The sequence below is a fragment of the Bacillus sp. FSL W8-1141 genome (genome assembly GCF_038593205.1).
Lineage (GTDB): Bacteria > Bacillota > Bacilli > Bacillales > Bacillaceae > Bacillus > Bacillus altitudinis.
Map to the genome: position 1 here is coordinate 872,012 of NZ_CP151973.1, position 23,654 is coordinate 895,665.

Below are 23,654 nucleotides of genomic sequence, written 5' to 3' on the forward strand. Positions count from 1 at the left end.
GAGGTCTTATTTGCAAACAACACATGATCATGTTTATAATGTGAATGAGAATCAATTTCAATTAAGGTTGATTGAAAGGATGACATATATGCCAGAAACAAAACAACAAACAGAAGCGTTAACGGTTCGAGACGCTGTCAGATATAGACGATCGATTCGAAAATTCAAGGAAACGCCGGTGAGCATTGAGCAGCTTCAGCCATTATTAGAGGACGCAGTCTATGCACCCAATCATAAAATCACGGAACCTTGGCGTTTTTTATATGCAGTGACGGATGAAGCAAAAGAGGTATTTGTTGAGCGGTTTATTGCTTTCTTTAAACGCAACAATCCAGATGCAAAAGAGGAAAAGATCAATCAGTACAGAGATTATTTTTCTAAAGTACCAGCACTTTTACTTGTTGTTCTAAAAGAAGACGAAAATCCAGTTGTGAGAAATGATGATTTTGCCGCTGTGAGTGCGCTCATTCAAAACTTCCAGCTGCTGGCTTGGGATCAAGGAATCGGTATGGTATGGAAGAGCGGCCGTATCTTATACGACAAAGGGTTTCAACAGGATATGGGATTAAAGGAAAACGAACGCTTTGCCGCGATTCTTCACATCGGTTATCCAGAAGAGGTACCTGAGGAAAAGTCACGTCAGAAGGCATCAAGCCTGCTAACTGAAATCAAATAAAAACAGACCTTTTGTTAGGGTCTGTTTTTTTTACTTATTGTTTTTTGGCACGCTGATCGGCTGCTTTCATACGTGCCATCGCTTTTACGTCATTCGGATCTGCAAGTTCTTTGGAAAATTCAACATATTCGCCATCCGTCTCTTGTGCCGCAAGCTGGTGGTTGGATTTTTTGTGTTGGTCTTTTTTCAAAGCTTTTCCCTCCTTTACAAGATCACTTTAGTTATGTGCTTGTAAAAGAGGAATATCCGTTTTATTTGTTTCTTTTTTCTGCTGCTCTTTCCGCTTTTTTGAATTCCTGCTGATACAGAACTTCCTGGGTTTTCTTCAGTTTTGAAGTCGGCTGGTGTTCTTTTTTCTTCATCAAAATTGCCCCCTCATCTCATTTTTAATAGGATGGGTGTTTTTGACAAAGTTTATTCCTCTGAATGCAAAATCGCTTCTTTTAGCTCAGGGTGTAAAAATTCATAAGAAGACAGCAGTGCCTTTTTCGGCAGAGCACGTTGGCCTTCTAATACAAGCAATGACATGTCGCCAAGTGCGGTTTTGATGACAAAGGACGGCACCTTCAGCCAGTGAGGGCGATGTAGGGTAGATGCAATAGTTTGCCCCAGCTGCTTCATTTGAACAGGATTTGGAGATGTGACATTGAGTGGACCTGATATGTGTTCATGTTGAATGGCATACGCAATGAGATGTGCTACATCCTCCACGTGAACCCAAGATACCCATTGCGAGCCAGAGCCAATCGTTCCACCGGCAAACAGCTTGTATGGCAAGGTCATAAGAGGAAGTGTGCCTTTTTCTCCTAGCACTACCCCAAAGCGTGTATAAACCGTGCGAATACCTAGCGCCTCAATTTTTTGCCCTTCAGCTTCCCAAAGTTTAGATGTATGACTTAAAAAATCTGTATCGGCTGGAGGGGCCTCCTCCGTAAAGTCTTCTGTCTTGGAAGTGCCGTAGATACCGACAGCACTTGCTTGAATGAGCACAGATGGTTTCGATTCCTGCGCTTCTATAATGCGTCTCACTTCTTGTGTGGATTGAATACGGCTGGAGAGAATGCCTTTTTTTGCTTTGTCCGTCCAGCGTGTGAAAATGGATTTTCCAGCAAGGTTAATCCATACATCAATCGCAGGCAATTCATGTTCAGGTTTAGCACCATCTGTCAGCCACTGCACGTAATGTAAATGATTTTGTTCGGATTCCTTTGGATTTCTTGTTAGAATATATAGATGATGTCCTTCAGCTGCGAGCACCTTTGTGACATGCTGGCCGATAAACCCGGTTCCTCCGGTAATGGCGATATTCAATTGACATCTTCTCCTCTCATATACATACCTATATCTTTCACGATTTTGAATCAGAAGAAACATCCTGACTGTTTGAAAAAAGGAGTGATCACAGGATGCCCTATATTACGAAAATCTCTGCTCAGAAAAACAATACAGAACGCGTGAACATCTTTCTTGATGAAAAGTACGCTTTTAGCGTTGATCTAGATGTGCTCGTCCAGCATGATTTGAAAAAGGGAAAAGAGCTGGACGAAGCCGATATCATAGAGATTCAATTCGGTGATGCAGTAAAAAAAGGATTTCAGCAGGCCGTCGATTATTTATCGTATCGGATGAGATCAGTGAAAGAAGTCACCGATTATTTGACGAAAAAAGACATACCAGCACCTGCTATTAGTGAAATTATACACAAATTAAAACATTATAAGTATGTAAATGATCTTGAATTTGCAGAAGCGTATGTAAGCACCCACCGAAAAACGAATAGCAAAGGCCCGTCAGTGCTAAAAAAAGAGTTAAAGCTGAAAGGCATAGACGATGACACCATCGAACAAGCACTATCGCAATATCCGAATGATTTGCAGCTAGAGGAAGCAGTGAAACAAGTGCTAAAGCTGGTTAAGAAAGAGAAAAACCGGTCCGCAAAAGAAATTGAACAGCGTATCAAATTGCAGCTTCAGCGAAAAGGATTTTCATTTGATATCATTGATAAAGCCCTTCAAGAAGCCTATGATGGACAAGAAGAGGAAAAGGAAGAAGAAGCCCTTCACTATATGCTTGAGAAGGCAAAACGCAAGGTAGGTTATGACGGATCATTTGAGAAAAAAATGAAAGTGAAGCAATTCCTTTACCGAAAAGGATTTGATCTTGATACAATTGATCATGTTTTAGACAAAGGGGAATGACAGATGGAAAAACGCTATAGTGAAATGACAGAATACGAATTAAAGCAGGAGATTGCCGCTCTTTCTGAAAAAGCAAGAAAGGCTGAGCAGCTAGGCATTGTGAATGAATATGCCGTGTTGGAGCGGAAAATTGACATGGCGAAAGCCTATTTATTAGATCCAGCTGCTATTCAAACCAAAACGACTTATCACATCAAAGATACAGACGAGCAGTTTTATGTGGAGTATTTAAATGGTGTTTTTGCTTGGGGCTACAGAGTATCAGCGCCAAATAAAGAAGATGCCCTGCCGATTTCAATGCTTACGCAAAAGGACTGATCCCTAGAGATCAGTCCTTTTCTTTACTTCGAACGTTGTTTACGGACGTTGTTCTGAAGTACGATGTCGTGCTGCGTTTGCTGCGTTTCTCCGTTGACCTGAGAGGCAGAATGTTTAGCATTCGCCCATGGTTGAGGGTAAGCGGTTGTTCTTAATTGAACAAAGTCTTCCATATACGATTTCCCATTTGAACTCATATCTCAAGCACTCCCTTTGGAAAAATTAGCGTTTCCCTGATGCCCTCATACGTTCCTGTGGACGTGTATTCGTCTCACCGTTCGGCCTTTTAGACGCATAAGCATCTGTGGCCCCTGGTTCGCCTTCAAACTTGTGATTCACTTGATTTGGAAAGCCCTTTGCTTTATTACGCATACTGATTCCCTCCAAACAATACAAATCATTTGCGTCTTTTGAAGACGTAAGGGTAGTATATGAAAAAAGAGATTTTTTTAAAAAGGCACTTTCTGCTAGATGAAGGAGGAACCAGTATGGAACAATATTTTGAGCGATTAACCGAACAACTAATGGAAAAAAACAATATGCTCACATATGAAGAAGCACGTACATGGGTAGAGCTCCTTTGGAGTGATTTTGAAACAACCTATGCAAAGGCTGGCCGCAAGTATAAAGGACAAGAAACGACTGAACGGATTGTCCGAGAATGGATCGAAAGCTACGGCGCTCAGCTGCATTTATTTCAAAATAAACAATCGAAGGCAAATGAGCATCTGCAACAAAACGACAAAGGGCTGCTGCATTAAAAGGGTTGCCCTTTTCACTTCCACTCATTTTTTCAATAAACAGGAAAATATATAATTGACCAAACAATTTTATGAAACAATACCCAGTCTGTGATCAAAATTACAGGCTTTTTACAATGGATAAACTTAAAATTACATTAAATTCATGTTGGTGAAAATCACTGGAAATAAAACTCTGATATAATGTAACGATTAAGGATACATGAAATTTATGGATAATAAAAAAGGGTTTCGTTTTCTGACAAAAAAGGAATAATGAACATAACAGACTATGTGAAAAAAGTGAAGAGAAGGTGCGATATGGAACGGGAACTGCTCTCTGTTATAATTCCTTCTTACAATGAAGGTGAAAACATCAGACGAATCTTTGAGGCACTCGAGGAAGAGTTTCGCGATTTTCATTATGACTTTGAAATCATCTTTGTGAATGATGGAAGCAAAGACAATACGCTTCAATACATGAGAGAGCTCTCTCTCAAAAGTGCAAAAGTCAAATACATTTCCTTTTCTCGTAACTTTGGGAAAGAAGCTGCAATTTTAGCAGGTCTTGAGCATGCAAAAGGAGAAGCTGCGATCATTATGGACGCCGACCTGCAGCACCCAACGTATTTGATTCAGGATTTTGTTAGAGGCTACGAAGAAGGTTATCATCAAGTCATTGCCAAACGAAACCGTAAAGGGGACAGCAAGCTTCGTTCTTACCTATCATCGATGTATTATAAAGTGATGAACAAGGTGGTCGAAGTGGACTTGCGTGATGGGGTAGGAGATTTCCGCTTAATTTCCCGTCAAGCGATCGACGCATTGCTTCAGCTAAAAGAGGGAAATCGTTTTTCAAAAGGCCTTTTTTGCTGGATTGGCTTTGAAGAAAAGGTCATCTATTATGAAAATGTGGAAAGACAGCACGGTGATACAAAATGGTCACTGAAGAAATTATTTAACTACGGGATTGATGGTGTCATTTCCTTTAACAACCGCCCGCTGCGTATTTGTTTTTATACGGGTATTTTGATCTTATTTCTCTCTTTGATTTACATCGTGGCGACCTTTATTCAAATCGTCAGAACGGGCATCATGGTACCGGGTTATTTCACTTTAATCTCAGCTGTGCTTTTCCTCGGTGGTGTCCAGCTCTTGAGTCTAGGTGTGATCGGAGAATACATTGGCCGGATTTACTATGAAACGAAAAAGAGGCCGCATTACTTAATTCAAGAATCAAATGTCATGGAACAAGAGACAAGCTCAAAAGAACAAGACCGAGTGTTAACGCAGTTATTTAAATAACGTGGAGTCAAATAACCGGCAAGCACGAATCGCTTGCTGGGTTGTTTTGTTTCAATGAACAGTGGATCTTTTGGAGAAAGGATTTAGATGATGAAACGTAGATGGATACTCATTGGAATGTGCCTCATTCTTGCTTTATTAGGCCACTCCTTTTTCTTATATGAATATACGCAAGGCCGATATATGACGGGAGATGGGGATGGCATTTCGCAAATGCTCCCGTTTAAAAAGCTGCTGTATGACGAATACGTCAAAGGAAACTTCTTTTATTCCTATCAATTTGGTCTAGGCGGCGGTACATATACGCAATTAGGTTATTATTTTACAACGTCGATGGTCTTTATGGTCACAGTCGCTGTTGTCTGGCTGTTAAATGTGCTTCACCTTGTACAGTCAACAGACATTCACTTTTGGGCAAATGCTGTTATTTGGCTGAGTGTGATCAAGCTGACAGTCATTCTGTTCATCGCATATCGTGTGCTTCTTTCGATTGTGCAACATAGGCTGGGGGCGCTGACAGGTGCCGGTATTTACGGACTGTCTATTGTGTACTTTCGGCATCAAACGTTTTGGGAGTTTTTCACCGACAGCATGATGTGGCTTCCGCTGCTTGTGCTCGGGGTTGAACGGATTTTTAAAACAGGCAAGCCGGCATGGTTTATTGCGGCTTGCAGTCTCATGCTGATCAACAATTTTTACTTTGCTTACATTCACTTTATCTTTTTAGCCATTTATCTCGTCTTCAGATATATGATTAAGCTTCAAAGCGAGGAGCGAGGCTGGAAGGTGTTCTGGACACTTGCGATCTCTACGTTGTTATCGTTTGGGATCAGTGCTGCCTTTTTTATCCCGTCTGTTTACGGCTTTCTCAATAATGTAAGACCGCCGTATGAACAGGCAATTCCTTGGTTTGAGCTGCATGATCATCTGCTGTTTACAAGCAGGGTGTATTTATTGCCGGTCATCTTTCTGATTTGTCTGTTTCTCGTTCCGCTATACCGGAACAGATGGTTTTTCATGTTCACATCGATCAGTGTTCTGCTGATCATTTTTCACTACAGTCCAAAGATGGCGAGCGTGTTTAATGGTTTTTCTGCACCGCAGTACAGATTTGAATACATTCTTGCTTTTACAGTCGGAGCAGTTGTAGCCATCACCATCAAGCATTTCTCGCAAATGGAGTGGAAGTGGAAAAAACGTGCGGTTTTAGGCGCTTGGATTGTATTCCTTCTCGCAGTCGCCCTTTCAGAACGAGCAAAGGGAAATATGGATGTTGTTGTATTTACCGGAATAGGACTGCTTGTGATCAGCTTGTTCTTCCTCTCGATACATGCGGGGAAACGTCTGCACCTTCGTCTCTTTTCAGCTGTGCTCATCGTTGTGAGCTTACTGACAGCAGGCGTGTATCAGCAGGGCTACTTATTTGAAAGAAGCAATATTAAGAGCGTATCAGATACGTATCTGAATAGTGAGGCGTATGCTGGACATGAGCAAATGAAGCTCATTCAGCAGATTCAAAGCCGCTCAAAAGAAGATCCGCTTGCCCGGATTGATTGGATGAACGGCGTGCGCAACAACACCCCGTTATTTGAAGGCTTTCAAGGCATGAGTGCGTATTCAAGTATATTGAATCAGCATCTGCTCCATTTCTACTGGAATGACCTGCAAATTGATATGGGACGGGAAAGTGTCAGCCGGTATGCAACAATGGGGGACAGGGCGAATTTATACAGTCTGACCTACGGGAAGTATTATATGAGAGACAAATCGATGTCTTTCTCACCGCCGGTTTATTTTAAGCCCATATTGGAAAGCGAACATTATGAAGTGTATGAAAATACACGTCCGCTCCCATTTGCAAGAACAACGAGTACCGTCTATTCAGAAAAGTCACTAGAGCATGCATCAGCACTTGATAAAGAACATGCGATGTTGCAAGGTGTGATCTTAAACAAAAAAGGAAATGCTGAAATCGACCAATCGCCTGATCGAATAAAGGATACAAACATTCATACTGAACAAGCGGTATACGAAAATGGCGTGCTTGATGTATACGGGAAAACGGGCGGGCTGAATATCACCCTTCCAGATGATATCGCTCGCGTGGGGGATGTGTATGTGAGCTTTTATGTGAAGCGGACCGACCGTAACGAAGGGTTTCAGTTATCTGTGGATGACTATGTCACATCACGCAAAAGCAATACGTCTATCTACAAAACAGGCGTTAATGACGTGACGATCCGAGTCCCTGCGGAAAAAATCCTTTCCATACGAGTTCCAAAAGGGAAGTATGAGCTGAGTCAATTAAAGCTGTATCATGAGCCTTACCGCACCCTTGCGCGGGCATATGAAAAAGAAAAACAGGATGATGGCAGCCAGCAGGTGAAACTTAAAAATAACCGCTTTACGATTTCTTATGAGAACAAGCGCGGCGATGATTATATGATTCTGCCTGTTCCATATGAAAAAGGCTGGGAGCTCACGGTGAACGGCCATCAAACCGATATTGAACAAGCCAATTATGCGTTTATCGGTTTTCCAATAGAAAAAGGCAAAAACGAGATCGTGCTAACCTACTATCCGCCTTATATCAGAATTCTCGCATTGATTTCACTCGTCAGTTTGATCGTTGCGATTTTATATGCACGGAGAAAACACAAGAAACACCACTTTACATCATAAGTGGTGTTTTTTCTCATCATTGATAAAATCTACATAAAAGCATGTGAATGGGGGAGACCATTTGACGTTAAACAAAGAGTCCACTATTGCTCATTTTGAACACTCCATTGAATGGGTACAGTCACTAACGGAATTAACAGACAAAGAATGGCGCAGAGCGATCGCTGATGGAAAATGGAGCACCGCTGAAATCATCGCCCATTTCGTTCCATGGGATGAATTTATTTTAAAGGCTCGACTAAAGGAATTTTGGAACGATCGGCCATTACCTCAAGCTCCTGATGTGCACAAAATGAATCAGCAGTCAGCTGAAAGAGCGAGAAAGGAAAAGAAAAGCGAGACGATCGTTCGATTTATTGCTGTCAGAACAGAATTACTTCAAGAAATGAAGAAAATTGAACCATCTCGCTGGAATGAACCTTTTTTTATTGGTCAAACCAAGCTGACGTTATTAAGTTATTTCCAAGGACTGATCGAACACGATACCCATCATATGAAGCAAATCAAAGAAGCACTCTCGTCAGAAAGAGAGTAGAGTCATGAAGCTTCTTTCTCAAATGGAAACGTCGCATAATCAAACAAAAAATGAAATAGCCAAAGACTTAGCGCAAAGAGAATTTCTTCAGAAGTAGTCAGCAAAATGCCGTCAACCAATTCGTCTGATACATAGACAGCACCCCAAATAAACAAAAGGTGAAATAAAACGGCATAGAAAACGATGGATCGTTTTTTGGACCGACACTTACGAACAAACCGCATGAGCACGTGTTCCAGATGTTCAAAAGAGATCCCAAGTACAACATAGATGCCCATAAACAGAATCAACGATAAAATCGATTGATAAAAAGCACCGGTCAAATGAAAGAACAGCACACAAAACAACAAAAATATGTAACAGACAGCTGATAGCGCCATGAGCCATTTCAGCCCTTGCCATAAAGCGTGAACAGATTGTTGCATGGGTAAACAACACTCCTTTACATGAAGATACCTGCAAAAAGGACAGCCTTTTTGCAGGAAGGTGGAATTAATCCTCTTTTTTAGGTGCAGCGATGACAGGGTGTTTTTCTGTATCAAGCAGTTTTAAGAATTCTTCGCCTTGATCTAAATGATCCAAAACAAGCTGTTTCGGTGTGACCGCAAGCCACTGATTGAGTGAAATGTCTGCATAATGATCGCTCTTAAAGATTTCTAAGAAATAGAGCGGTTCGTCGCCTGTATTTTCTACATAATGCCCCATCGCAAATGGCACATAGCCAACGTCTCCCGCCTGATAGTTGAAGGTTCTCGCATGTCCATCAGAAGCAAAGACCGTCATTCGTGCCTTTCCAGAAATGAAATATTGCCATTCATCCGTATTTGGGTGCCAGTGCAGCTCACGAATGGCACCTGGATCAACTTTCACAAGAGCGGATGCAATCGTTTTAGACGCTTTGAAATTGGTAGAGTCCGCAATCCACACTTGTCCACCGCTTGACGTAATTGGCTCTTGTTTTAATAGCTCATATTTAAAGGAATTCGGGACTTCACCTTGCTCTGTTTGCACCTTGTCACATTCAAGGGAACCAGGAATTCCTTTTTGGAAAATATACTTCTCTTTCTCTGGCAGTTTTTCAAATTGCTCCTTTGTCATTCCAAAGTTTTGGAGCACAACTTCCTCTGGCGTATGGGCAAGCCAATCAGTCACTTGGAACGTACTATTTTCAGAGAAGGAACCATCATCAAACACAAGCAAGAATTCAGCTCCCGGTTCAAGTGCTTGAATAGAATGCGGCAAGCCTGAAGGGAAGTACCATAAATCTCCCTCAGTCACATCCTCTGTAAAATTGCGCCCCTCTGCATCAACCGATGTAATTCGGGCTTCCCCATAAATCATGTACGCCCATTCCGCTTCCTTGTGCCAGTGCAGCTCGCGAATTGCACCAGGTTTTAGCCGCATGTTCACAGAGGCAAGACTTTTAGAAATTGGCAGTTCACGAACCGTTACCTCGCGGGCATAGCCGCCTTTTTCTAAACGGTTGTGCGTATCAGAAAAAGAATATTTCATGTTGGGAACCGTTCCATGATCGGTTTCTGGTGGCGTGAGCATATCTGGGTTTTGCCTGTCTCGCTCGAGATTACGTGGAATTTTGACCGTTGCTCCTTTTTCTCCTCGAATCGGCTGCGGTACACCATTTTGCTTTTCACTCATGATAAAATCCCCTTTCAACATCGTATTGTGTGAGGTGACAAAAGGCCTTTCATTTCGCCCTCGTTTTCATAAGGTGAAACGAATCAAGAAGATGTCAATCTGATTCATCATTTTTTTGAACAGCGACCAATCGTTGGATGAGTTTGCTTAATTCATCAAACTTTCGTTCAAAACGTGTCAGCAAGTAAACTGTCAAAATGGCAGGAAAGCCAGCCTGACCGAGCTGCTTCAGCCATTCCTCCGAAAAAAAGGTCTCCATTTGTCTCACCTCCCAGCGGATGCTCGTCTTCTCTATAAGTGGTATGAAAGAAGAAATAGGAAATCAAAGGGGGAGAAAATGAACCATTAGACCCGTTTCACAAAGTTTACTTTTTTTAACTTTTGTCCACTTAATGCAAGTAGAGAGAACAAAGGGGAGGATGCACATGGATTATCGGCTGTTATTGAAAGCAAAATGGAAGGAAATCGTTGACCACCCGCTCATTCAGCAGTTTTTAAGCAATCCTAAAAACCAGCAGTTGCTCCGGCAAGTCATGGAAGAGCCAAACGAAGAAAATGCGAAAAAACTAGATTCCGAGTTCAAGCAGTTTTATCAAAAAATCCGCATCATCAAGTATATTTCCACAATGATCCGCATCTTTTCAGTCGACTTTGACAAACGAGTGAAAAAAAAGCAGCAACGTTTTCCGCTCATACTCGATCATCCTGATACGCAAGAAGTGAAAGACCCTGTTCAAACAGATACGTATGAAGCTGTGCTCTTTAACCAGCAAGACTTAGGGGAGCACCTGCAAGACCCAAGATTGTACAAGGCCTATCAGCAGCTCACAGACAAACAAAAAATGGTTTTAACCCATATTTATGTTGAAGGTCAAACAATGAAAGAAATAGCCGACCGGCTAGGTGAAACGAGACAAAACATCTCAAACATCCACAAAAAAGCGCTCAACAAACTAAAAGAAGAAACAGGGGGAGATGTCCGTGCAAGAAGACAAAATGACCAATGGAGAAATGGAAGAACTCATTGAAACCTTCACACCCATGATCAAAAAGAAACTACAAAACACGGCATATCAAGAAAGAGAAGACCTCGAACAAGAACTCTACATCAAACTCATCGAAAAAATAGACCGGCTGATTTACCAAGAAGGACCTGGCTTTTGGGAGTTTATTGTGGAATATATGACGAAGATGTAAGCACAAAAAAAGACTCGCTCACACAGAGCCGAGTCTTAATTTTTTTTGCAGTTTTTCTTCACTGAAAATCCAGCCGGTATAGGAATTTTTGATTTGGTGGTCCATGTCGATATGGCAGATCGCAACAAAAGGATAGTGACCTTTGCTGCGGTAGCGCAAATCAATGAACCGTACCTCATAATGATCCTTGTATTTATCTACTTCCCACCGGTAGACAGGGGAGAAGGAGAGAAAGGCTGAAATGTTTTCATCCTGTTTGGCAATTTTCATAATCTCAGTATCAGGGACCGGCACACGGTTAAAGGTGTCTAAAATGATGATCTCACCATTCATACTGCGTCCAACATGGAAAGAGGATTTACATTTCACAGCAATGCGCCATTGTCTGAACTTCATTGTAGGCGAAATAATAATGTCTTCAATCTCATCGAATCGTGCACGCAGCTGACGTTTAATCTGAAGCTGCATGATGACCCTGACGATATAGTAACAGAAAATCACGGCATACAGCGTAATGAACGTATAGCCGGGATGACCGCCAATCGCCCAAACGACAATGGCGACAAGGTGTGTAAAAAAGATAAACGGATCAAACGTATTAATGATCCCAAGCGCTACCCATTTCTTTGAAAATGGGCGAATGGCCTGTGTGCCGTATGCATTGAAAATATCGACAAACACATGAAGCACAACGGCTAATAGTGTCCATAGCCAGAGGTGAAGTAAATTCGCCCCCGGCACAAATGGGAAAATCACAGCCGGAATTAGCAATGACCAAAACAGTACAGCCGGAATGGAATGAGTAAATCCCCGGTGATTTCTTATATAAACTGCATTATTTTTTAGTTTTAGCACAGTATCAATGTCTGGTGCTTGGGAGCCGGCGATGGTCGCGATCATCACGGCGTGTGCCATGTGTGGATCTGCGCTGACGGCTGGATCTAAAAGCGCAAGTCCCCCAAGAGAAATGCCCATTACTACATGAGTACCAGTATCCAATTGATTACCTCCTAGTTGTCATGCTTAGGAACAATCATACAAAGTATACGTCTCCAATCAAGACTATGTGCAAAATCACTTTTGCTTTATCTCGATTTAATGTAACATGTTAACGTATCTACAAACAGTATACAACAAATAAGGTTCTTTTCAGAACGTTAGCCCTCGGTCCAATGAGAAGGAGTATAGATATGAAAGACATTCAAGAAAAGCTGGACCGCAAAGATATTGCGGGCTTTCAGCATGATTTAATCGATTGGTATGAAAAAGAACAACGTACACTTCCATGGCGTGAAAATCAAGATCCATATCGCGTCTGGGTATCAGAAGTGATGCTCCAGCAAACGAGAGTGGATACGGTCATTCCGTACTTCAATCGGTTTATGGAGCAATTCCCGACGGTGAAAGATCTTGCTTTAGCTGATGAAGAAAAGGTCATGAAAGCATGGGAAGGTCTTGGCTACTACTCACGAGTGCGTAATTTACAGGCAGCTGTGAAAGAAGTCTATGAATCCTACGGGGGCGTTGTCCCTGATACGAAAGAACAATTTTCAAAACTGAAAGGTGTAGGCCCGTATACGAGCGGCGCAGTGCTGAGTATCGCCTATAACAAGCCATACCCTGCGGTAGACGGCAACGTGATGAGGGTCATTTCCCGTATCTTGTCCATATGGGATGATATTGCAAAACCAAAAACGAGAAACATTTTCGAATTTGCGGTTGATCAGCTCATTTCCCGGGAAAAGCCGTCAGAATTCAATCAAGGGCTAATGGAGCTAGGTGCACTTATTTGCACCCCAACCTCTCCTGCATGCCTCATTTGTCCTGTAAACATGCATTGCTCGGCACTTGAGGAAGGCGTTCAGCATGAGCTGCCGGTGAAAAGTAAAAAGAAAAAGCCGACTGCGAAATCAATGGCAGCAGCGGTGTTATTTGACGATGCAGGCCATCTCTATATTCATAAGCGTCCAAGTACAGGTCTGCTTGCGAATTTATGGGAGTTCCCAAACATGGAAACAATGAAGGGAAGAAAAACGGAAAAAGAGCAGCTGATTGATTTCTTAAAAGAGGAAGCGGGTGTACAAGCAGAACTTGGTGATTTAGAAGGCACCATTCAACATGTATTTACCCACCTCATCTGGAATATTTCTGTTTTCTTTGGACGTGTGACCTCTGTATCTGATGACACGATGCTGAAAAAAGTCACAACAGAAGAATTTGAGGCATATGCTTTGCCAGTCTCACATCAAAAAATATGGAAGATGGCACTTGAACAGCCTAGTCATATTTAACCGTTGTACCATGGGTATAATCGGCTTCATTTCGGTGCAGACCCCCGCGGTTTTCAATTTCAGAAATGATTTCTCGATACTTAGATTGCCCTTCTTCGTTTAAATAAGGTAAAATTTGTTGGAAAGCATGATGAAAAAAAGCAAGCTCAGTATCTTTCCATTGATCCTTTGACATCATGCCAAGCTGGCTTAAATCGCGTCCGACATACATGAATGTAACCTCCTAATAGGAACTTTCCTATTAGTGTGAAGCGAATGGACGAAAACTATTCAAATCAGGAGATGAACCATAATGAACAAGCGTAAATGTGCACTAATTACAGGCAGCAGTAGAGGTGTTGGGAAAGAAGTAGCCCTTCGCCTGGCTGAAAAAGGATATGACATTGTCATTAACTATGCAAGAAGCAAAAAAGCAGCACTTGAAACAGCTGAAGAAATTGAAGCGATGGGTGTTAAAACATTAGTTGTCAAAGCCAACGTTGGTCAGCCAGAGAAAATCAAAGACATGTTCCAGCAAATTGACGAAACGTTTGGCCGTTTAGACGTATTTGTGAACAATGCGGCATCTGGCGTTCAGCGTCCAATCATGGATCTTGAAGAAAATCATTGGGACTGGACCATGAATATCAATGCGAAAGCCTTGTTATTTTGCGGACAAGAAGCAGCCAAATTAATGGAGAAAAACGGCGGCGGACATATCGTCAGCATTAGCTCACTAGGCTCTATCCGCTACCTTGAAAACTACACGGTGGTCGGTGTATCTAAAGCAGCACTAGAAGCTTTGACACGCTACCTCTCCGTTGAGCTGTCACAAAAAAATATCGTCGTAAATGCCGTATCAGGCGGCGCCATCGATACAGATGCACTCAAGCACTTCCCAAATCGTGAAGAGTTATTAGAAGACGCTAAGAAAAATACACCAGCAGGCCGTATGGTGGAAATTAAAGACATGGTCGACAGTGTAGAATTCCTTGTATCAGGCAAAGCAGATATGATTAGAGGACAGACGATTATCGTCGATGGCGGACGTTCTTTGCTTGTTTAAAAAAAATCATGAATAAGATGTACACCTTCTGCACAAATTAATGTGCGTGGAGGTGATAATGATGGATAAACAACAAAACAAAACAAACGCACAACAAGTGAAAAAACAAAACCAAGCTGCTGCACAAGGCGGTCAATATGGCACTGAATTTGCTAGCGAGACTGACGCACAGCACGTAAAAAAATACAACCAAAAAGCTGAGCAAAACAAACAACAAAACAGCTAATCACTGAAACAAAGGGAAGCACTTCATCTACGAATGAAGTGCTTTTCTTTTTGCCTCTCCCCACCATCCGACAAAACCTGTAAAACCTCTACATAAACAGTCAAAGGACTTCTTCCTTCTTTCAAGAAATGGTATAGATACAAAAAGTCGATACGAATGAAAGGGAGGAGTTAGATGTCTGATTTCGACCAGCTTGTCAAAGAACAAATGCAGCTTATGGATCAGCTGCTCGATGTACAAGGAGAACTTGATCTGTACTTAGAGACAGAAAAACGATTGCTGCAAGGTGAAAAAAAGGAAGAGCGGCATAAGCTTCATGATCAAATCAAACAGAAACGAGAAGAACTGCAAAAAGTCCAAACACTATTTACAAAACAGACTGAACAAGTCATCAATTCGTATAAACAAATGGAGAAGAGCTCAACCGTGATGTAAAAGAGTGTGCCGTTCAATTGGGTTGAATGGCTTTTTCATTTCATTTTTTAATGATGTAACGGTATAATATAATAGAGACATGTTTAGTTGGGAAATTAGGTCTTTGGACTGTTAGGTTTGTTTGTTATAGAAAGTAGGGGAGAAAATATGGGCTATCCCAAGGAAGGAGAAACCATCCAAATTCAAAGCTATAAACATAATGGCTTGATCCACAGGATTTGGAATGAAACCACCATTCTGAAAGCAACGGAATTGTGTATCATTGGTGCAAACGATCGAACAATGGTGACTGAATCCGATGGCCGAACATGGATGACAAGAGAACCGGCTATTTGCTATTTTCATGCAAAACAATGGTTTAATGTCATTGGGATGCTTCGAGATGATGGGGTGTATTATTACTGCAACATCAGCTCTCCTTTTGCGACAGATGAAGAGGCGATTAAGTATATTGATTACGACTTAGATGTCAAAGTCTTTCCGGACATGACGTATAATATTTTGGATGAGGATGAATATGCAGATCATAAGAGGCAGATGAATTATCCAAAAGAAATCGATAGTATCTTACGAGAGCATCTAAATACATTACTGCATTGGATTCACCAGCGGAAGGGACCGTTTGCTCCAGAATTTGTGGATATGTGGTATGAACGTTTTTTGCGTTATACAAAATAAGTAACAGCAGCTAAAACCTGTTTGGCTTTTCAAAGCCAACAGGTTTTTGATTGCGTACGGATAAGAGGCACTGATAGATTGGGAAGGAGATTTACATGGGGGTCATAAAACGTTACATGGCTTTTGTAACACCGTATAAAAAACAGATTGCATTGACAATGGTGATCGGAATGATTAAGTTCTCGATCCCCTTAACATTGCCTCTGCTTTTAAAGTATGTCATTGATGATGTGATTCAAGGCTCTGGATCGGCTGAAGAAAAAACATCCACTCTCTTTATTATTATGGGAATCATGCTTGTATTATTTTTAGTGATGAGACCGCCTGTTGAGTACTACAGACAATACTATGCGCAGTGGACAGGCAGTAAAGTATTATTTGATATTCGGGAAAAACTGTTCTCGCACATTCAAAAGTTGAGCCTTCGTTATTACGCCAACACGAGAACAGGGGAAATTATTTCAAGGGTCATCAACGATGTGGAGCAAACAAAGGAATTTGTCATCACAGGGCTTATGAACATTTGGCTTGATTTGATGACCGTCCTGATTGTGATAGCCATTATGTGTACACTGGATCTTAAACTCACCATTGTGTCTGTCATTATTTTTCCGCTGTATGCGTTAGCAGTGAAGTATTTTTACGGACGGCTTCGCAAGCTGACAAAAGAGCGGTCGCAGGCACTGGCTGAGGTACAAGGGCACCTGCATGAGCGAGTACAAGGAATGCCTGTCATTCGCAGCTTTGCGATTGAAGAATACGAACAAGAGAATTTTCACGATGAAAATAAAAATTTCTTAAACAAAGCGATCAATCATACGAATTGGAATGCCAAAACATTCGCTGTCGTCAATACGATCACAGACATTGCGCCGCTGCTCATCATTGCTTTTGCTGGCTATACCGTCATTAACGGGTCGCTTTCAATTGGGACAATGATTGCCTTTGTTGGCTACATTGACCGGATGTACAACCCGATTCGCCGTCTCATTAACTCATCGACGACTTTAACTCAGTCAGTAGCATCAATGGATCGTATTTTTGAGTTTATTGATGAACCGTATGAAGTAACAGACAAGCCGAATGCAAAAGAAGCCAATCACTTAAAAGGAGAGGTAGAATTTAAAGATGTGTCGTTCCGTTACGAACATACACAGGAAGAGATTTTACACAATATCTCCTTGAAAGTAGAAAAAGGTCAAACCGTTGCGCTTGTAGGAATGAGCGGCGGAGGGAAGTCGACACTCGTCAGCTTAATTCCAAGATTTTATGATGTCACAAGCGGATCACTCGAAATTGACGGCATTGATATTAAAGAGTACAAGGCAAGAAGCCTGCGGAATCAAGTCGGGATGGTGCTCCAAGATACATTCTTATTCAGTGACACCATTAAAGAAAATATCGCTGTGGGAGACCCAGAAGCATCCTTTGAGAAAATTGTGTCGGCGGCCAAAGCGGCTAATGCCCATGAGTTCATCATGTCTCTTCCTGAAGGATATGACACAAAGGTAGGAGAACGTGGCGTAAAGCTATCAGGCGGTCAAAAACAACGAATTTCAATTGCGAGGGTATTTCTTAAAAATCCACCGCTGCTTATTTTAGACGAAGCGACGTCTGCACTTGATTTAGAAAGTGAACATTACATTCAAGAAGCGATGCAAAAGCTGGCAAAAGATCGCACAACTTTTATTGTTGCGCACCGTTTATCAACGATTACACATGCGGACCTCATTGTGGTCATGGAACAAGGCGAGATTGTGGAAAAAGGAACACATGAGGAATTAATGAACCGAGACAGCCACTATCGCCATCTATTTACCATTCAAACATTAAATTAGTAGAAGCCTATCCGATTCTAGCGGATAGGCTTTTTATGCTTGTCAAAAACATGACATATTTCCCAGCTTGTCTCAATACAATTTTAAAAAGTATGACGGGGTGGTGAAGATGTGAAAGAACAAAAAGTATTGCTAGATGTCAAACAGCTGTCTATTGCTTTTCAGCAAAAAAAGCAGAGAGTGCCGATCGTTCATGACATCTCATTCTCTATTCAAAAAGGAGAAACCTTAGGTATTGTGGGCGAATCTGGCTGCGGGAAAAGCATCACATCGATGTCTTTAATGGGGCTGAATCACCAAACAGAAACAACAGGTCACATACAATTTGAAGGTCAAAACCTGCTGTCACTGTCGGAGAAACAATGGCGAGAGGTCAGAGGGAATGACATCTCAATGATTTTCCAGGAACCCATGACTTCTCTCAATCCACTCATGACCATCGGCAAGCAAATGACAGAAGCCCTTTTCACACATCAGACTATCAGCCAAAAAGAAGCAAAAGTAAAGGCGGTAGATTTGCTTCAAACGGTAGGCCTGAAACAAGCAGCGTCATTACTCAAAAAATATCCACATGAACTATCGGGCGGCATGCGTCAGCGTGTAATGATTGCGATGGCGATGCTATGTCACCCAAAGCTCATGATTGCAGATGAACCAACGACTGCACTTGATGTCACCATCCAAGCACAAATTCTTCGTTTGCTCAAAAAGTTAAATGAAGAGATGAACACCGCTATTTTATTTATTACTCATGATTTAGGCGTCGTGCGGCAAATATGCCAGCGTGTCATGATTATGTATGCCGGTCGAATCGTAGAAGAAGGAACCGTTGACCGTATTTTCCAAAAACCTCTGCACCCCTACACGAAAGGTCTTTTCGCCTCTGTTCCATCATTTAAAGAGAAAAAAGAAAAACTCATGTCTATTGCGGGTCATGTACCTAAGCCAGGAGCTATTCGGTCCGGCTGTCAATTTGCACCACGCTGTCCATATCAAATGACGCAATGTCTTGAAAAAGACCCATCTTTACAATCCATTTCACACAATCACCGCGTCGCATGTTTTCTAATGGAAGGAGGAGAAGACACTGAATCACCCACTGTTGCAAGTGAATCAACTGACGAAGCGTTATGACACATCGGCATTTTTTTCTAAACACAAACAGACGACTTTGGCTTTAAATCAAGTGTCCTTTCACGTGAAAGAAGGAGAGACGCTCGGCATTGTGGGCGAATCTGGCTGCGGGAAATCAACCCTTGGCAAAAGCTTAATGAGATTAATCGAACCGACTTCTGGCTCAATCCAAATGAAAGGAAAAGAAGTGACGCTTCTGAAAGAACGAGACATGCGTTCCTTCAGAAAAGACATTCAAATGATTTTCCAAGATCCATACGCTTCCTTAAATCCACGAATGAAAATCAAAGACATTTTAGAAGAACCGCTCATTGTTCATAAACATGGAACAAAAGCAGAAAGACAAAAGCGGGTAAAAGAGATGCTGCACATTGTTGGGTTTGACCCATCCTATGGAGACCGTTATGCGCACCAATTCAGCGGCGGTCAGAGGCAGCGTATTGGAATTGCTAGGGCGCTCATTACTCATCCAAGTCTTGTGATTGCCGATGAGCCAGTTTCCGCTTTAGATGTATCGGTTCAAGCACAAATATTGAATTTAATGCTCGAATTGCAAAAGACGCTTTCTCTGACGTACTTGTTTATTTCTCACGATCTAGGCGTTGTCAAGTATATGAGCGACCGAATTGCAGTGATGTACGCTGGCCGTATTGTAGAAATGGGTCCTGCGGAGGACGTATTTCACAATCCGCTTCATCCTTATACATCGCTTCTTCTGAAATCCATTCCACATATGGATCACGTGCTGGAAACGCAGGATGTGTCAGCGGAAGAATCCACCCTGGTGTCAGAAGATGGCTGTCCTTTCTATAAAAGATGTCCAAAAAGGTGGGCGCAATGCTTGCAAGCTGTTCCGCCTTTGTATGAGGAGGAAACAGGTCATGCAGCTGCGTGCTATTTATATCAAAAGGAGGAACACAATGAAGAAGACATGGTTATTCAGTAGTTTCATTTTTGTGCTGGCACTTGCGTTATTTTTAGGGGGCTGTTCATCTTCATCAACATCAGAAGAAAAAGCCACAAAAGACACTCTCGTATTTGGCAGAGGAGGGGACTCTACGTCACTTGATCCGATTACTACAACAGAAGGCGAAACCTTCAAGGTCACAGAGAATATGTTTGAAAAGCTTTTGAATTACGGTGAAAAAGACACGACCATCCATCCGGGCCTCGCAACAGAATGGGATGTTGCGAAGGACGGAAAATCGTACACGTTCTACTTAAGAGAAGGTGTGAAATTTCACGATGGCACAGACTTTAATGCAGAAGCAGTGAAATTCAACTTTGACCGCTGGATGAATGGAGATGCCGAAAAATTTCCTTACTACGGCATGTTTGGCGGCTATAAAAAAGATAAAGGGCATGTCATTAAAGACATCATCGTCAAAGGAGAGCATGAAATTGAATTTCAACTCAAACGCCCACAGGCAACATTTCTGAAAAACATCGCCATGTCACCATTTGGTATCGCTAGTCCTGCAGCAGTTGAAAAAAGCGGTGATTCATTTAGAGAAAACCCAGTTGGCACAGGACCATTTAAGTTTAAAGAATGGAAGCAGAACGACCGTATTGTCTTAGAAAAGAACGAAGATTACTGGCAAAAAGATAAACCAAAACTGAAACAAATCATCTTCCGCTCTATTCCTGAAAACTCTGCTCGTTTAAATGCGCTTAAAACAGGCGAAATCGACTTGATGGATGGCGTCAATCCGTCCGATTTAGATGGCATTAAAACAGACAAAGCGCTCCAGCTGATTGAAAGACCATCCATGAACGTAGGTTATATCGGGCTGACAGTGACTAGAAAGCCGCTTGATAACAAGTTGGTTCGTCAGGCACTCAATTATGCAGTTGATAAAGAATCAATCATCGAGTCGTTTTATGGAGGGCTTGCTGAACCAGCAAAAAATCCACTTCCTCCGTCATTAGAAGGCTACAATGACGAGATTGAGCCATATCCATATGATCCGGAAAAAGCAAAAGAACTATTGAAAGAGGCAGGCTTCCCTGACGGTTTTCGCATCAAGCTTTGGGCAATGCCTGTGCCGCGTCCATATATGCCAGACGGGATGAAGGTAGCTGAAGTCATTCAGTCAAACTTTGAAAAAGTTGGTGTCAAAGCCGAAATCGTCACATATGATTGGGCGACTTATTTAGATAAAGCAAGTAAAGGCGAAGCAGATGTGTTCTTATTAGGATGGACAGGGGACAATGGCGATCCTGATAATTTCATCTATACATTATTAGATAAAGACAGTATTGGCGGTAACAACTATACATTCTTCCAAAACGATAAAATGCATGACATCCTCATTGAAGCGCAGACCGATACGGATCAAAAGAAGCGAAATGAATTATATCAAGAAGCTCAAGAAATCATTCATGATGAAGCACCTTGGATTCCATTAGTCCATTCAATTCCAATGCTTGCCGCATCTAAAGATTTAAAAGGCTACCAGCCACATCCGACTGGTTCCGAAGCATTGACTGACGTATATTTCGAATAAGCAAATAAGGGAGATCGTTCGATCTCCCTTATCCAAACAATGAAAAGGCGGTGAAAGCTGTTTGTTTGCTTATTGTATGAAGCGAGCAGGAATGCTCATTCCAGTACTGATCGGAATGACCTTAGTTGTATTTTCTATTATTCGGTTTATCCCTGGAAATCCGGCGCAGGTCATCTTAGGACAGCGGGCAACGAAAGAAGCAGTAGAGCAATTGACGATTCAGCTTGGTTTAGATCAGCCGTGGTACGTACAATATGGTCACTACATGCTGGGGCTTTTAAAAGGTGATCTAGGGACTTCCATACGAACAGGAGCGGCTATTGCCCAGGAAATGAAGCCTTACTTATTCGCTACATTAGAATTGACTTTCTTCGCTATGTTGCTGGCGATTATTGTCGGTGTGAATGCCGGAATCATTAGTGCGTGGTTTAAACATTCTTTCTTTGATTATGTGGCCATGTTTATTGCGCTCATTGGGGTGTCCATGCCGATTTTCTGGTTAGGCTTAATGGGACAGTGGCTATTCTCGATTGAATTAGGTATTTTGCCGACTACAGGACGAGAAAACGTAAGAAATCCGGTAGAGTCGATCACCTATATTCATACGCTGGACACGCTTTTGCAAGGGCGATTTGATCAATTCTTTGACAGCATCAAGCATTTAATTTTACCAAGTACCGCTCTCGCAACGATTCCTGCTGCGATTATTGCAAGGATTACGAGGGCAAGTATGTTGGAAGTCCTTCATTCAGATTTTATTCGAACAGCAAAAGCAAAAGGGGTACGTTCATTTTTCATCATTTATCAGCATGGGCTGAAAAATGCGCTCATTCCGATTTTAACGATTATTGGTCTTCAAACAGGTCTCTTGCTAGGCGGAGCCATTTTAACAGAAACGATCTTTGCTTGGCCGGGAATTGGGCGGTATATTTACGATGCAATTAGCTATCGTGATTATCCTGTTATTCAAACTGGCATTCTTGTTGTTGCGCTCATATTTGTGCTGATCAATTTCATTGTTGATATCTTGTATGCAGTCATTGATCCGAGGATTAAATACTAGAGAAGGGAGAGTGACGACATGGAAGCGCAAAAAGAGCTTCAAGCACCTAAACAAAAGGAAGAACGCTCTCAATCACTGATTCTTGAATCGATGAAACTGTTCTTTCAGCACAAGCTGGCGGTCATTGGCACTGTGATTGTCTTTTTATTTCTGATCCTAGCAATCTTTGCACCGCTCATTGCTCCTTATGGAATCAACGAGCAGTCACTAGGCGAACGATTTAGTGCCCCTTCAGCTGCGCATTGGTTTGGTACGGATGATTTCGGGAGAGACATATTTTCTAGAGTGGTGCATGGAGCTCGAATTTCATTATGGGTGGGTTTCTTCTCCGTTCTCGGGTCGGTTATTTTAGGGACATTGCTTGGATTGATGGCAGGTTACGGCGGTAGATTATTGGATGCTGTCATCTCAAGACTATTTGATATTTTACTCGCTTTTCCTAGCATTCTATTAGCGATTGCGATTGTTTCCATCTTAGGACCTTCCTTACAAAATGCCCTTATTGCCATAGCGATTATTAACGTCCCCACATTTGGCCGGCTGGTTCGTTCAAAGGTGCTGAGCATTAAGCAAGAAGAATATGTTTTAGCAGCAAAGGCAGTCGGGATGTCACACCGCCGCATCGTTCTTCGTCACATTCTGCCAAATAGTATGGTGCCGGTCATCGTTCAAGCGACGCTTGCGATTGGTACAGCCATTATTGAAGCGGCGGCTTTAGGATTTTTAGGATTAGGTGCACAAGCGCCAAGTCCAGAGTGGGGGAAAATGCTTGCAGATGCGAGACCTTATCTCGTACAAGCGCCATGGACTTTATTTTTCCCGGGGATTGCGATCATGCTGACGGTTCTTGGTTTTAACTTGATGGGAGATGGATTAAGAGACACCCTTGATCCTAAAATGAAGAAAATAAAATAAGACCGATTCCAAGAATCGGTCACAGCGTGTAGACAAACCCCGCATTCTTTGTCAGTCCTGCGTGCTGGTGCTCACGAATATGGCATTCGCTCCGCTCCAGTACTCGTCCTTCCTTGATTTCAAGGGTTTTCAACTACGCTGAAAAGAAGACAAAGGGCTAAATAAAGATCATTTTAGCCCTTTGTCAAAAATGTAAGCCCGATTCTTAGAATCGG

The 23,654-nt window shown here is 42.1% G+C and carries 29 protein-coding genes and 1 pseudogene; 20 read left to right on the top strand and 10 right to left on the bottom strand.

Annotated elements, in window-relative coordinates; translation table 11 throughout:
* Positions 1-88: 88 nt before the first annotated feature.
* The gene (locus tag NSQ52_RS04275) at positions 89-676 is read left to right on the top strand and encodes a nitroreductase (RefSeq protein ID WP_024720283.1); all 588 of its coding nucleotides are present in this window, start codon (positions 89-91) and stop codon (positions 674-676) included.
* Between the two features lie 34 nt (positions 677-710).
* On the opposite strand, the gene NSQ52_RS04280 is transcribed toward NSQ52_RS04275, so the two are convergent.
* The 3 genes from NSQ52_RS04280 to NSQ52_RS04290 form a co-directional block, all read right to left on the bottom strand.
* Positions 711-866 (bottom strand): YfhD family protein, encoded by a 156-nt coding sequence (locus NSQ52_RS04280; RefSeq protein ID WP_008341997.1) that lies wholly within the window; start codon positions 864-866, stop codon positions 711-713.
* Positions 867-927: 61 nt separating this feature from the next.
* Positions 928-1,038 carry a YfhE family protein gene (locus NSQ52_RS04285; protein ID WP_017358836.1) on the bottom strand — a complete coding sequence of 37 codons (111 nt, stop codon included), beginning with the start codon at positions 1,036-1,038 and terminating at the stop codon, positions 928-930.
* 52 nt (positions 1,039-1,090) lie between these two features.
* The gene (locus tag NSQ52_RS04290) at positions 1,091-1,987 is read right to left on the bottom strand and encodes a TIGR01777 family oxidoreductase (RefSeq protein WP_024720284.1); all 897 of its coding nucleotides are present in this window, start codon (positions 1,985-1,987) and stop codon (positions 1,091-1,093) included.
* A gap of 95 nt (positions 1,988-2,082) precedes the next feature.
* Here NSQ52_RS04290 and recX point away from each other — a divergent pair, with 95 nt between their 5' ends.
* Positions 2,083-2,874, top strand: coding sequence for a recombination regulator RecX (recX, locus tag NSQ52_RS04295; protein WP_017358838.1), 792 nt, complete (start codon positions 2,083-2,085; stop codon positions 2,872-2,874).
* A 3-nt stretch (positions 2,875-2,877) separates the two neighbouring features.
* Positions 2,878-3,192 (top strand): YfhH family protein, encoded by a 315-nt coding sequence (locus tag NSQ52_RS04300; protein WP_008341991.1) that lies wholly within the window; start codon positions 2,878-2,880, stop codon positions 3,190-3,192.
* Positions 3,193-3,215: 23 nt separating this feature from the next.
* Here NSQ52_RS04300 and NSQ52_RS04305 read toward each other — a convergent pair whose 3' ends face one another.
* Positions 3,216-3,389 (bottom strand): YpzG family protein, encoded by a 174-nt coding sequence (locus NSQ52_RS04305; RefSeq protein WP_003217811.1) that lies wholly within the window; start codon positions 3,387-3,389, stop codon positions 3,216-3,218.
* Positions 3,390-3,414: 25 nt separating this feature from the next.
* Positions 3,415-3,564, bottom strand: a complete 150-nt coding sequence (locus NSQ52_RS04310) for a small, acid-soluble spore protein K (protein ID WP_003217849.1) — start codon at positions 3,562-3,564, stop codon at positions 3,415-3,417.
* A 116-nt stretch (positions 3,565-3,680) separates the two neighbouring features.
* On the opposite strand from NSQ52_RS04310, the gene NSQ52_RS04315 reads away from it, so the two are divergent.
* The 4 genes from NSQ52_RS04315 (at position 3,681) to NSQ52_RS04330 (ending at position 8,454) form a co-directional block, all read left to right on the top strand.
* Positions 3,681-3,953, top strand: coding sequence for a YfhJ family protein (locus NSQ52_RS04315; RefSeq protein WP_017366871.1), 273 nt, complete (start codon positions 3,681-3,683; stop codon positions 3,951-3,953).
* Between the two features lie 300 nt (positions 3,954-4,253).
* Positions 4,254-5,237 (top strand): glycosyltransferase family 2 protein, encoded by a 984-nt coding sequence (locus NSQ52_RS04320; RefSeq protein WP_163116215.1) that lies wholly within the window; start codon positions 4,254-4,256, stop codon positions 5,235-5,237.
* An 87-nt stretch (positions 5,238-5,324) separates the two neighbouring features.
* Positions 5,325-7,919, top strand: a complete 2,595-nt coding sequence (locus NSQ52_RS04325; protein WP_342473949.1) for a YfhO family protein — start codon at positions 5,325-5,327, stop codon at positions 7,917-7,919.
* 61 nt (positions 7,920-7,980) lie between these two features.
* Positions 7,981-8,454 (top strand): DinB family protein, encoded by a 474-nt coding sequence (locus NSQ52_RS04330; RefSeq protein ID WP_039167943.1) that lies wholly within the window; start codon positions 7,981-7,983, stop codon positions 8,452-8,454.
* A 2-nt stretch (positions 8,455-8,456) separates the two neighbouring features.
* On the opposite strand, the gene NSQ52_RS04335 is transcribed toward NSQ52_RS04330, so the two are convergent.
* The 3 genes from NSQ52_RS04335 to NSQ52_RS04345 all read right to left on the bottom strand — a co-directional run bounded on the left by NSQ52_RS04335 (position 8,457) and on the right by NSQ52_RS04345 (position 10,369).
* Entirely contained in the window at positions 8,457-8,879 is a 423-nt protein-coding gene (locus NSQ52_RS04335; protein WP_144680181.1) for a regulatory YrvL family protein, read from the bottom strand.
* Between the two features lie 67 nt (positions 8,880-8,946).
* Positions 8,947-10,110, bottom strand: a complete 1,164-nt coding sequence (locus NSQ52_RS04340; protein WP_048002115.1) for an oxalate decarboxylase family bicupin — start codon at positions 10,108-10,110, stop codon at positions 8,947-8,949.
* Between the two features lie 94 nt (positions 10,111-10,204).
* Positions 10,205-10,369 carry a YvrJ family protein gene (locus NSQ52_RS04345; protein ID WP_003217819.1) on the bottom strand — a complete coding sequence of 55 codons (165 nt, stop codon included), beginning with the start codon at positions 10,367-10,369 and terminating at the stop codon, positions 10,205-10,207.
* 166 nt (positions 10,370-10,535) lie between these two features.
* Between NSQ52_RS04345 and NSQ52_RS04350 the strand changes: the two genes are divergently transcribed.
* A complete protein-coding gene (locus tag NSQ52_RS04350; protein WP_047947015.1) occupies positions 10,536-11,138 on the top strand; it encodes a sigma-70 family RNA polymerase sigma factor in 603 nt (200 codons plus the stop codon).
* The gene (rsoA, locus tag NSQ52_RS04355) at positions 11,086-11,307 is read left to right on the top strand and encodes a sigma-O factor regulator RsoA (RefSeq protein ID WP_061418431.1); all 222 of its coding nucleotides are present in this window, start codon (positions 11,086-11,088) and stop codon (positions 11,305-11,307) included. Before NSQ52_RS04350 ends, rsoA begins: the two co-directional genes overlap by 53 nt.
* 18 nt (positions 11,308-11,325) lie before the next feature.
* Here the strand turns inward: rsoA and NSQ52_RS04360 are convergent, their stop codons facing one another.
* Positions 11,326-12,306, bottom strand: coding sequence for a metal-dependent hydrolase (locus NSQ52_RS04360; protein ID WP_008341965.1), 981 nt, complete (start codon positions 12,304-12,306; stop codon positions 11,326-11,328).
* 191 nt (positions 12,307-12,497) lie between these two features.
* Here NSQ52_RS04360 and mutY point away from each other — a divergent pair, with 191 nt between their 5' ends.
* Positions 12,498-13,598, top strand: coding sequence for an A/G-specific adenine glycosylase (gene mutY / locus NSQ52_RS04365; RefSeq protein WP_045034508.1), 1,101 nt, complete (start codon positions 12,498-12,500; stop codon positions 13,596-13,598).
* On the opposite strand, the gene NSQ52_RS04370 is transcribed toward mutY, so the two are convergent.
* A complete protein-coding gene (locus NSQ52_RS04370; protein WP_008341962.1) occupies positions 13,585-13,809 on the bottom strand; it encodes a hypothetical protein in 225 nt (74 codons plus the stop codon). The genes mutY and NSQ52_RS04370 overlap by 14 nt on opposite strands.
* An 81-nt stretch (positions 13,810-13,890) precedes the next feature.
* Here NSQ52_RS04370 and fabL point away from each other — a divergent pair, with 81 nt between their 5' ends.
* From fabL to NSQ52_RS04420, 10 genes and pseudogenes are all read left to right on the top strand, one after another.
* Complete coding sequence (gene fabL / locus NSQ52_RS04375) at positions 13,891-14,643, top strand: enoyl-[acyl-carrier-protein] reductase FabL (protein ID WP_007496726.1); 753 nt, start codon at positions 13,891-13,893, stop codon at positions 14,641-14,643.
* A gap of 76 nt (positions 14,644-14,719) precedes the next feature.
* A pseudogene (locus tag NSQ52_RS04380) lies at positions 14,720-14,869 on the top strand (gamma-type small acid-soluble spore protein); the annotation flags it as partial.
* A 174-nt stretch (positions 14,870-15,043) separates the two neighbouring features.
* Positions 15,044-15,304 carry a YgaB family protein gene (locus tag NSQ52_RS04385; RefSeq protein WP_039167929.1) on the top strand — a complete coding sequence of 87 codons (261 nt, stop codon included), beginning with the start codon at positions 15,044-15,046 and terminating at the stop codon, positions 15,302-15,304.
* Between the two features lie 147 nt (positions 15,305-15,451).
* On the top strand, positions 15,452-15,982 hold the full coding sequence (locus NSQ52_RS04390; protein ID WP_008341956.1) for a DUF402 domain-containing protein: 531 nt from the start codon (positions 15,452-15,454) through the stop codon (positions 15,980-15,982).
* A 95-nt stretch (positions 15,983-16,077) separates the two neighbouring features.
* Complete coding sequence (locus tag NSQ52_RS04395; protein ID WP_008341950.1) at positions 16,078-17,820, top strand: ABC transporter ATP-binding protein; 1,743 nt, start codon at positions 16,078-16,080, stop codon at positions 17,818-17,820.
* A 111-nt stretch (positions 17,821-17,931) separates the two neighbouring features.
* Positions 17,932-18,954 carry an ABC transporter ATP-binding protein gene (locus tag NSQ52_RS04400; protein ID WP_058336496.1) on the top strand — a complete coding sequence of 341 codons (1,023 nt, stop codon included), beginning with the start codon at positions 17,932-17,934 and terminating at the stop codon, positions 18,952-18,954.
* Positions 18,923-19,900 carry an ABC transporter ATP-binding protein gene (locus NSQ52_RS04405; protein WP_084231714.1) on the top strand — a complete coding sequence of 326 codons (978 nt, stop codon included), beginning with the start codon at positions 18,923-18,925 and terminating at the stop codon, positions 19,898-19,900. The genes NSQ52_RS04400 and NSQ52_RS04405 overlap by 32 nt, the downstream gene beginning before the upstream one ends.
* Positions 19,875-21,461 carry an ABC transporter substrate-binding protein gene (locus tag NSQ52_RS04410; RefSeq protein WP_017358851.1) on the top strand — a complete coding sequence of 529 codons (1,587 nt, stop codon included), beginning with the start codon at positions 19,875-19,877 and terminating at the stop codon, positions 21,459-21,461. Before NSQ52_RS04405 ends, NSQ52_RS04410 begins: the two co-directional genes overlap by 26 nt.
* 61 nt (positions 21,462-21,522) lie before the next feature.
* A complete protein-coding gene (locus NSQ52_RS04415) occupies positions 21,523-22,524 on the top strand; it encodes an ABC transporter permease (protein ID WP_007496737.1) in 1,002 nt (333 codons plus the stop codon).
* 18 nt (positions 22,525-22,542) lie between these two features.
* Positions 22,543-23,439: an ABC transporter permease gene (locus NSQ52_RS04420; protein WP_007496739.1), complete on the top strand. Its 897-nt coding sequence runs from the start codon at positions 22,543-22,545 to the stop codon at positions 23,437-23,439.
* Positions 23,440-23,654 lie beyond the last annotated feature (215 nt).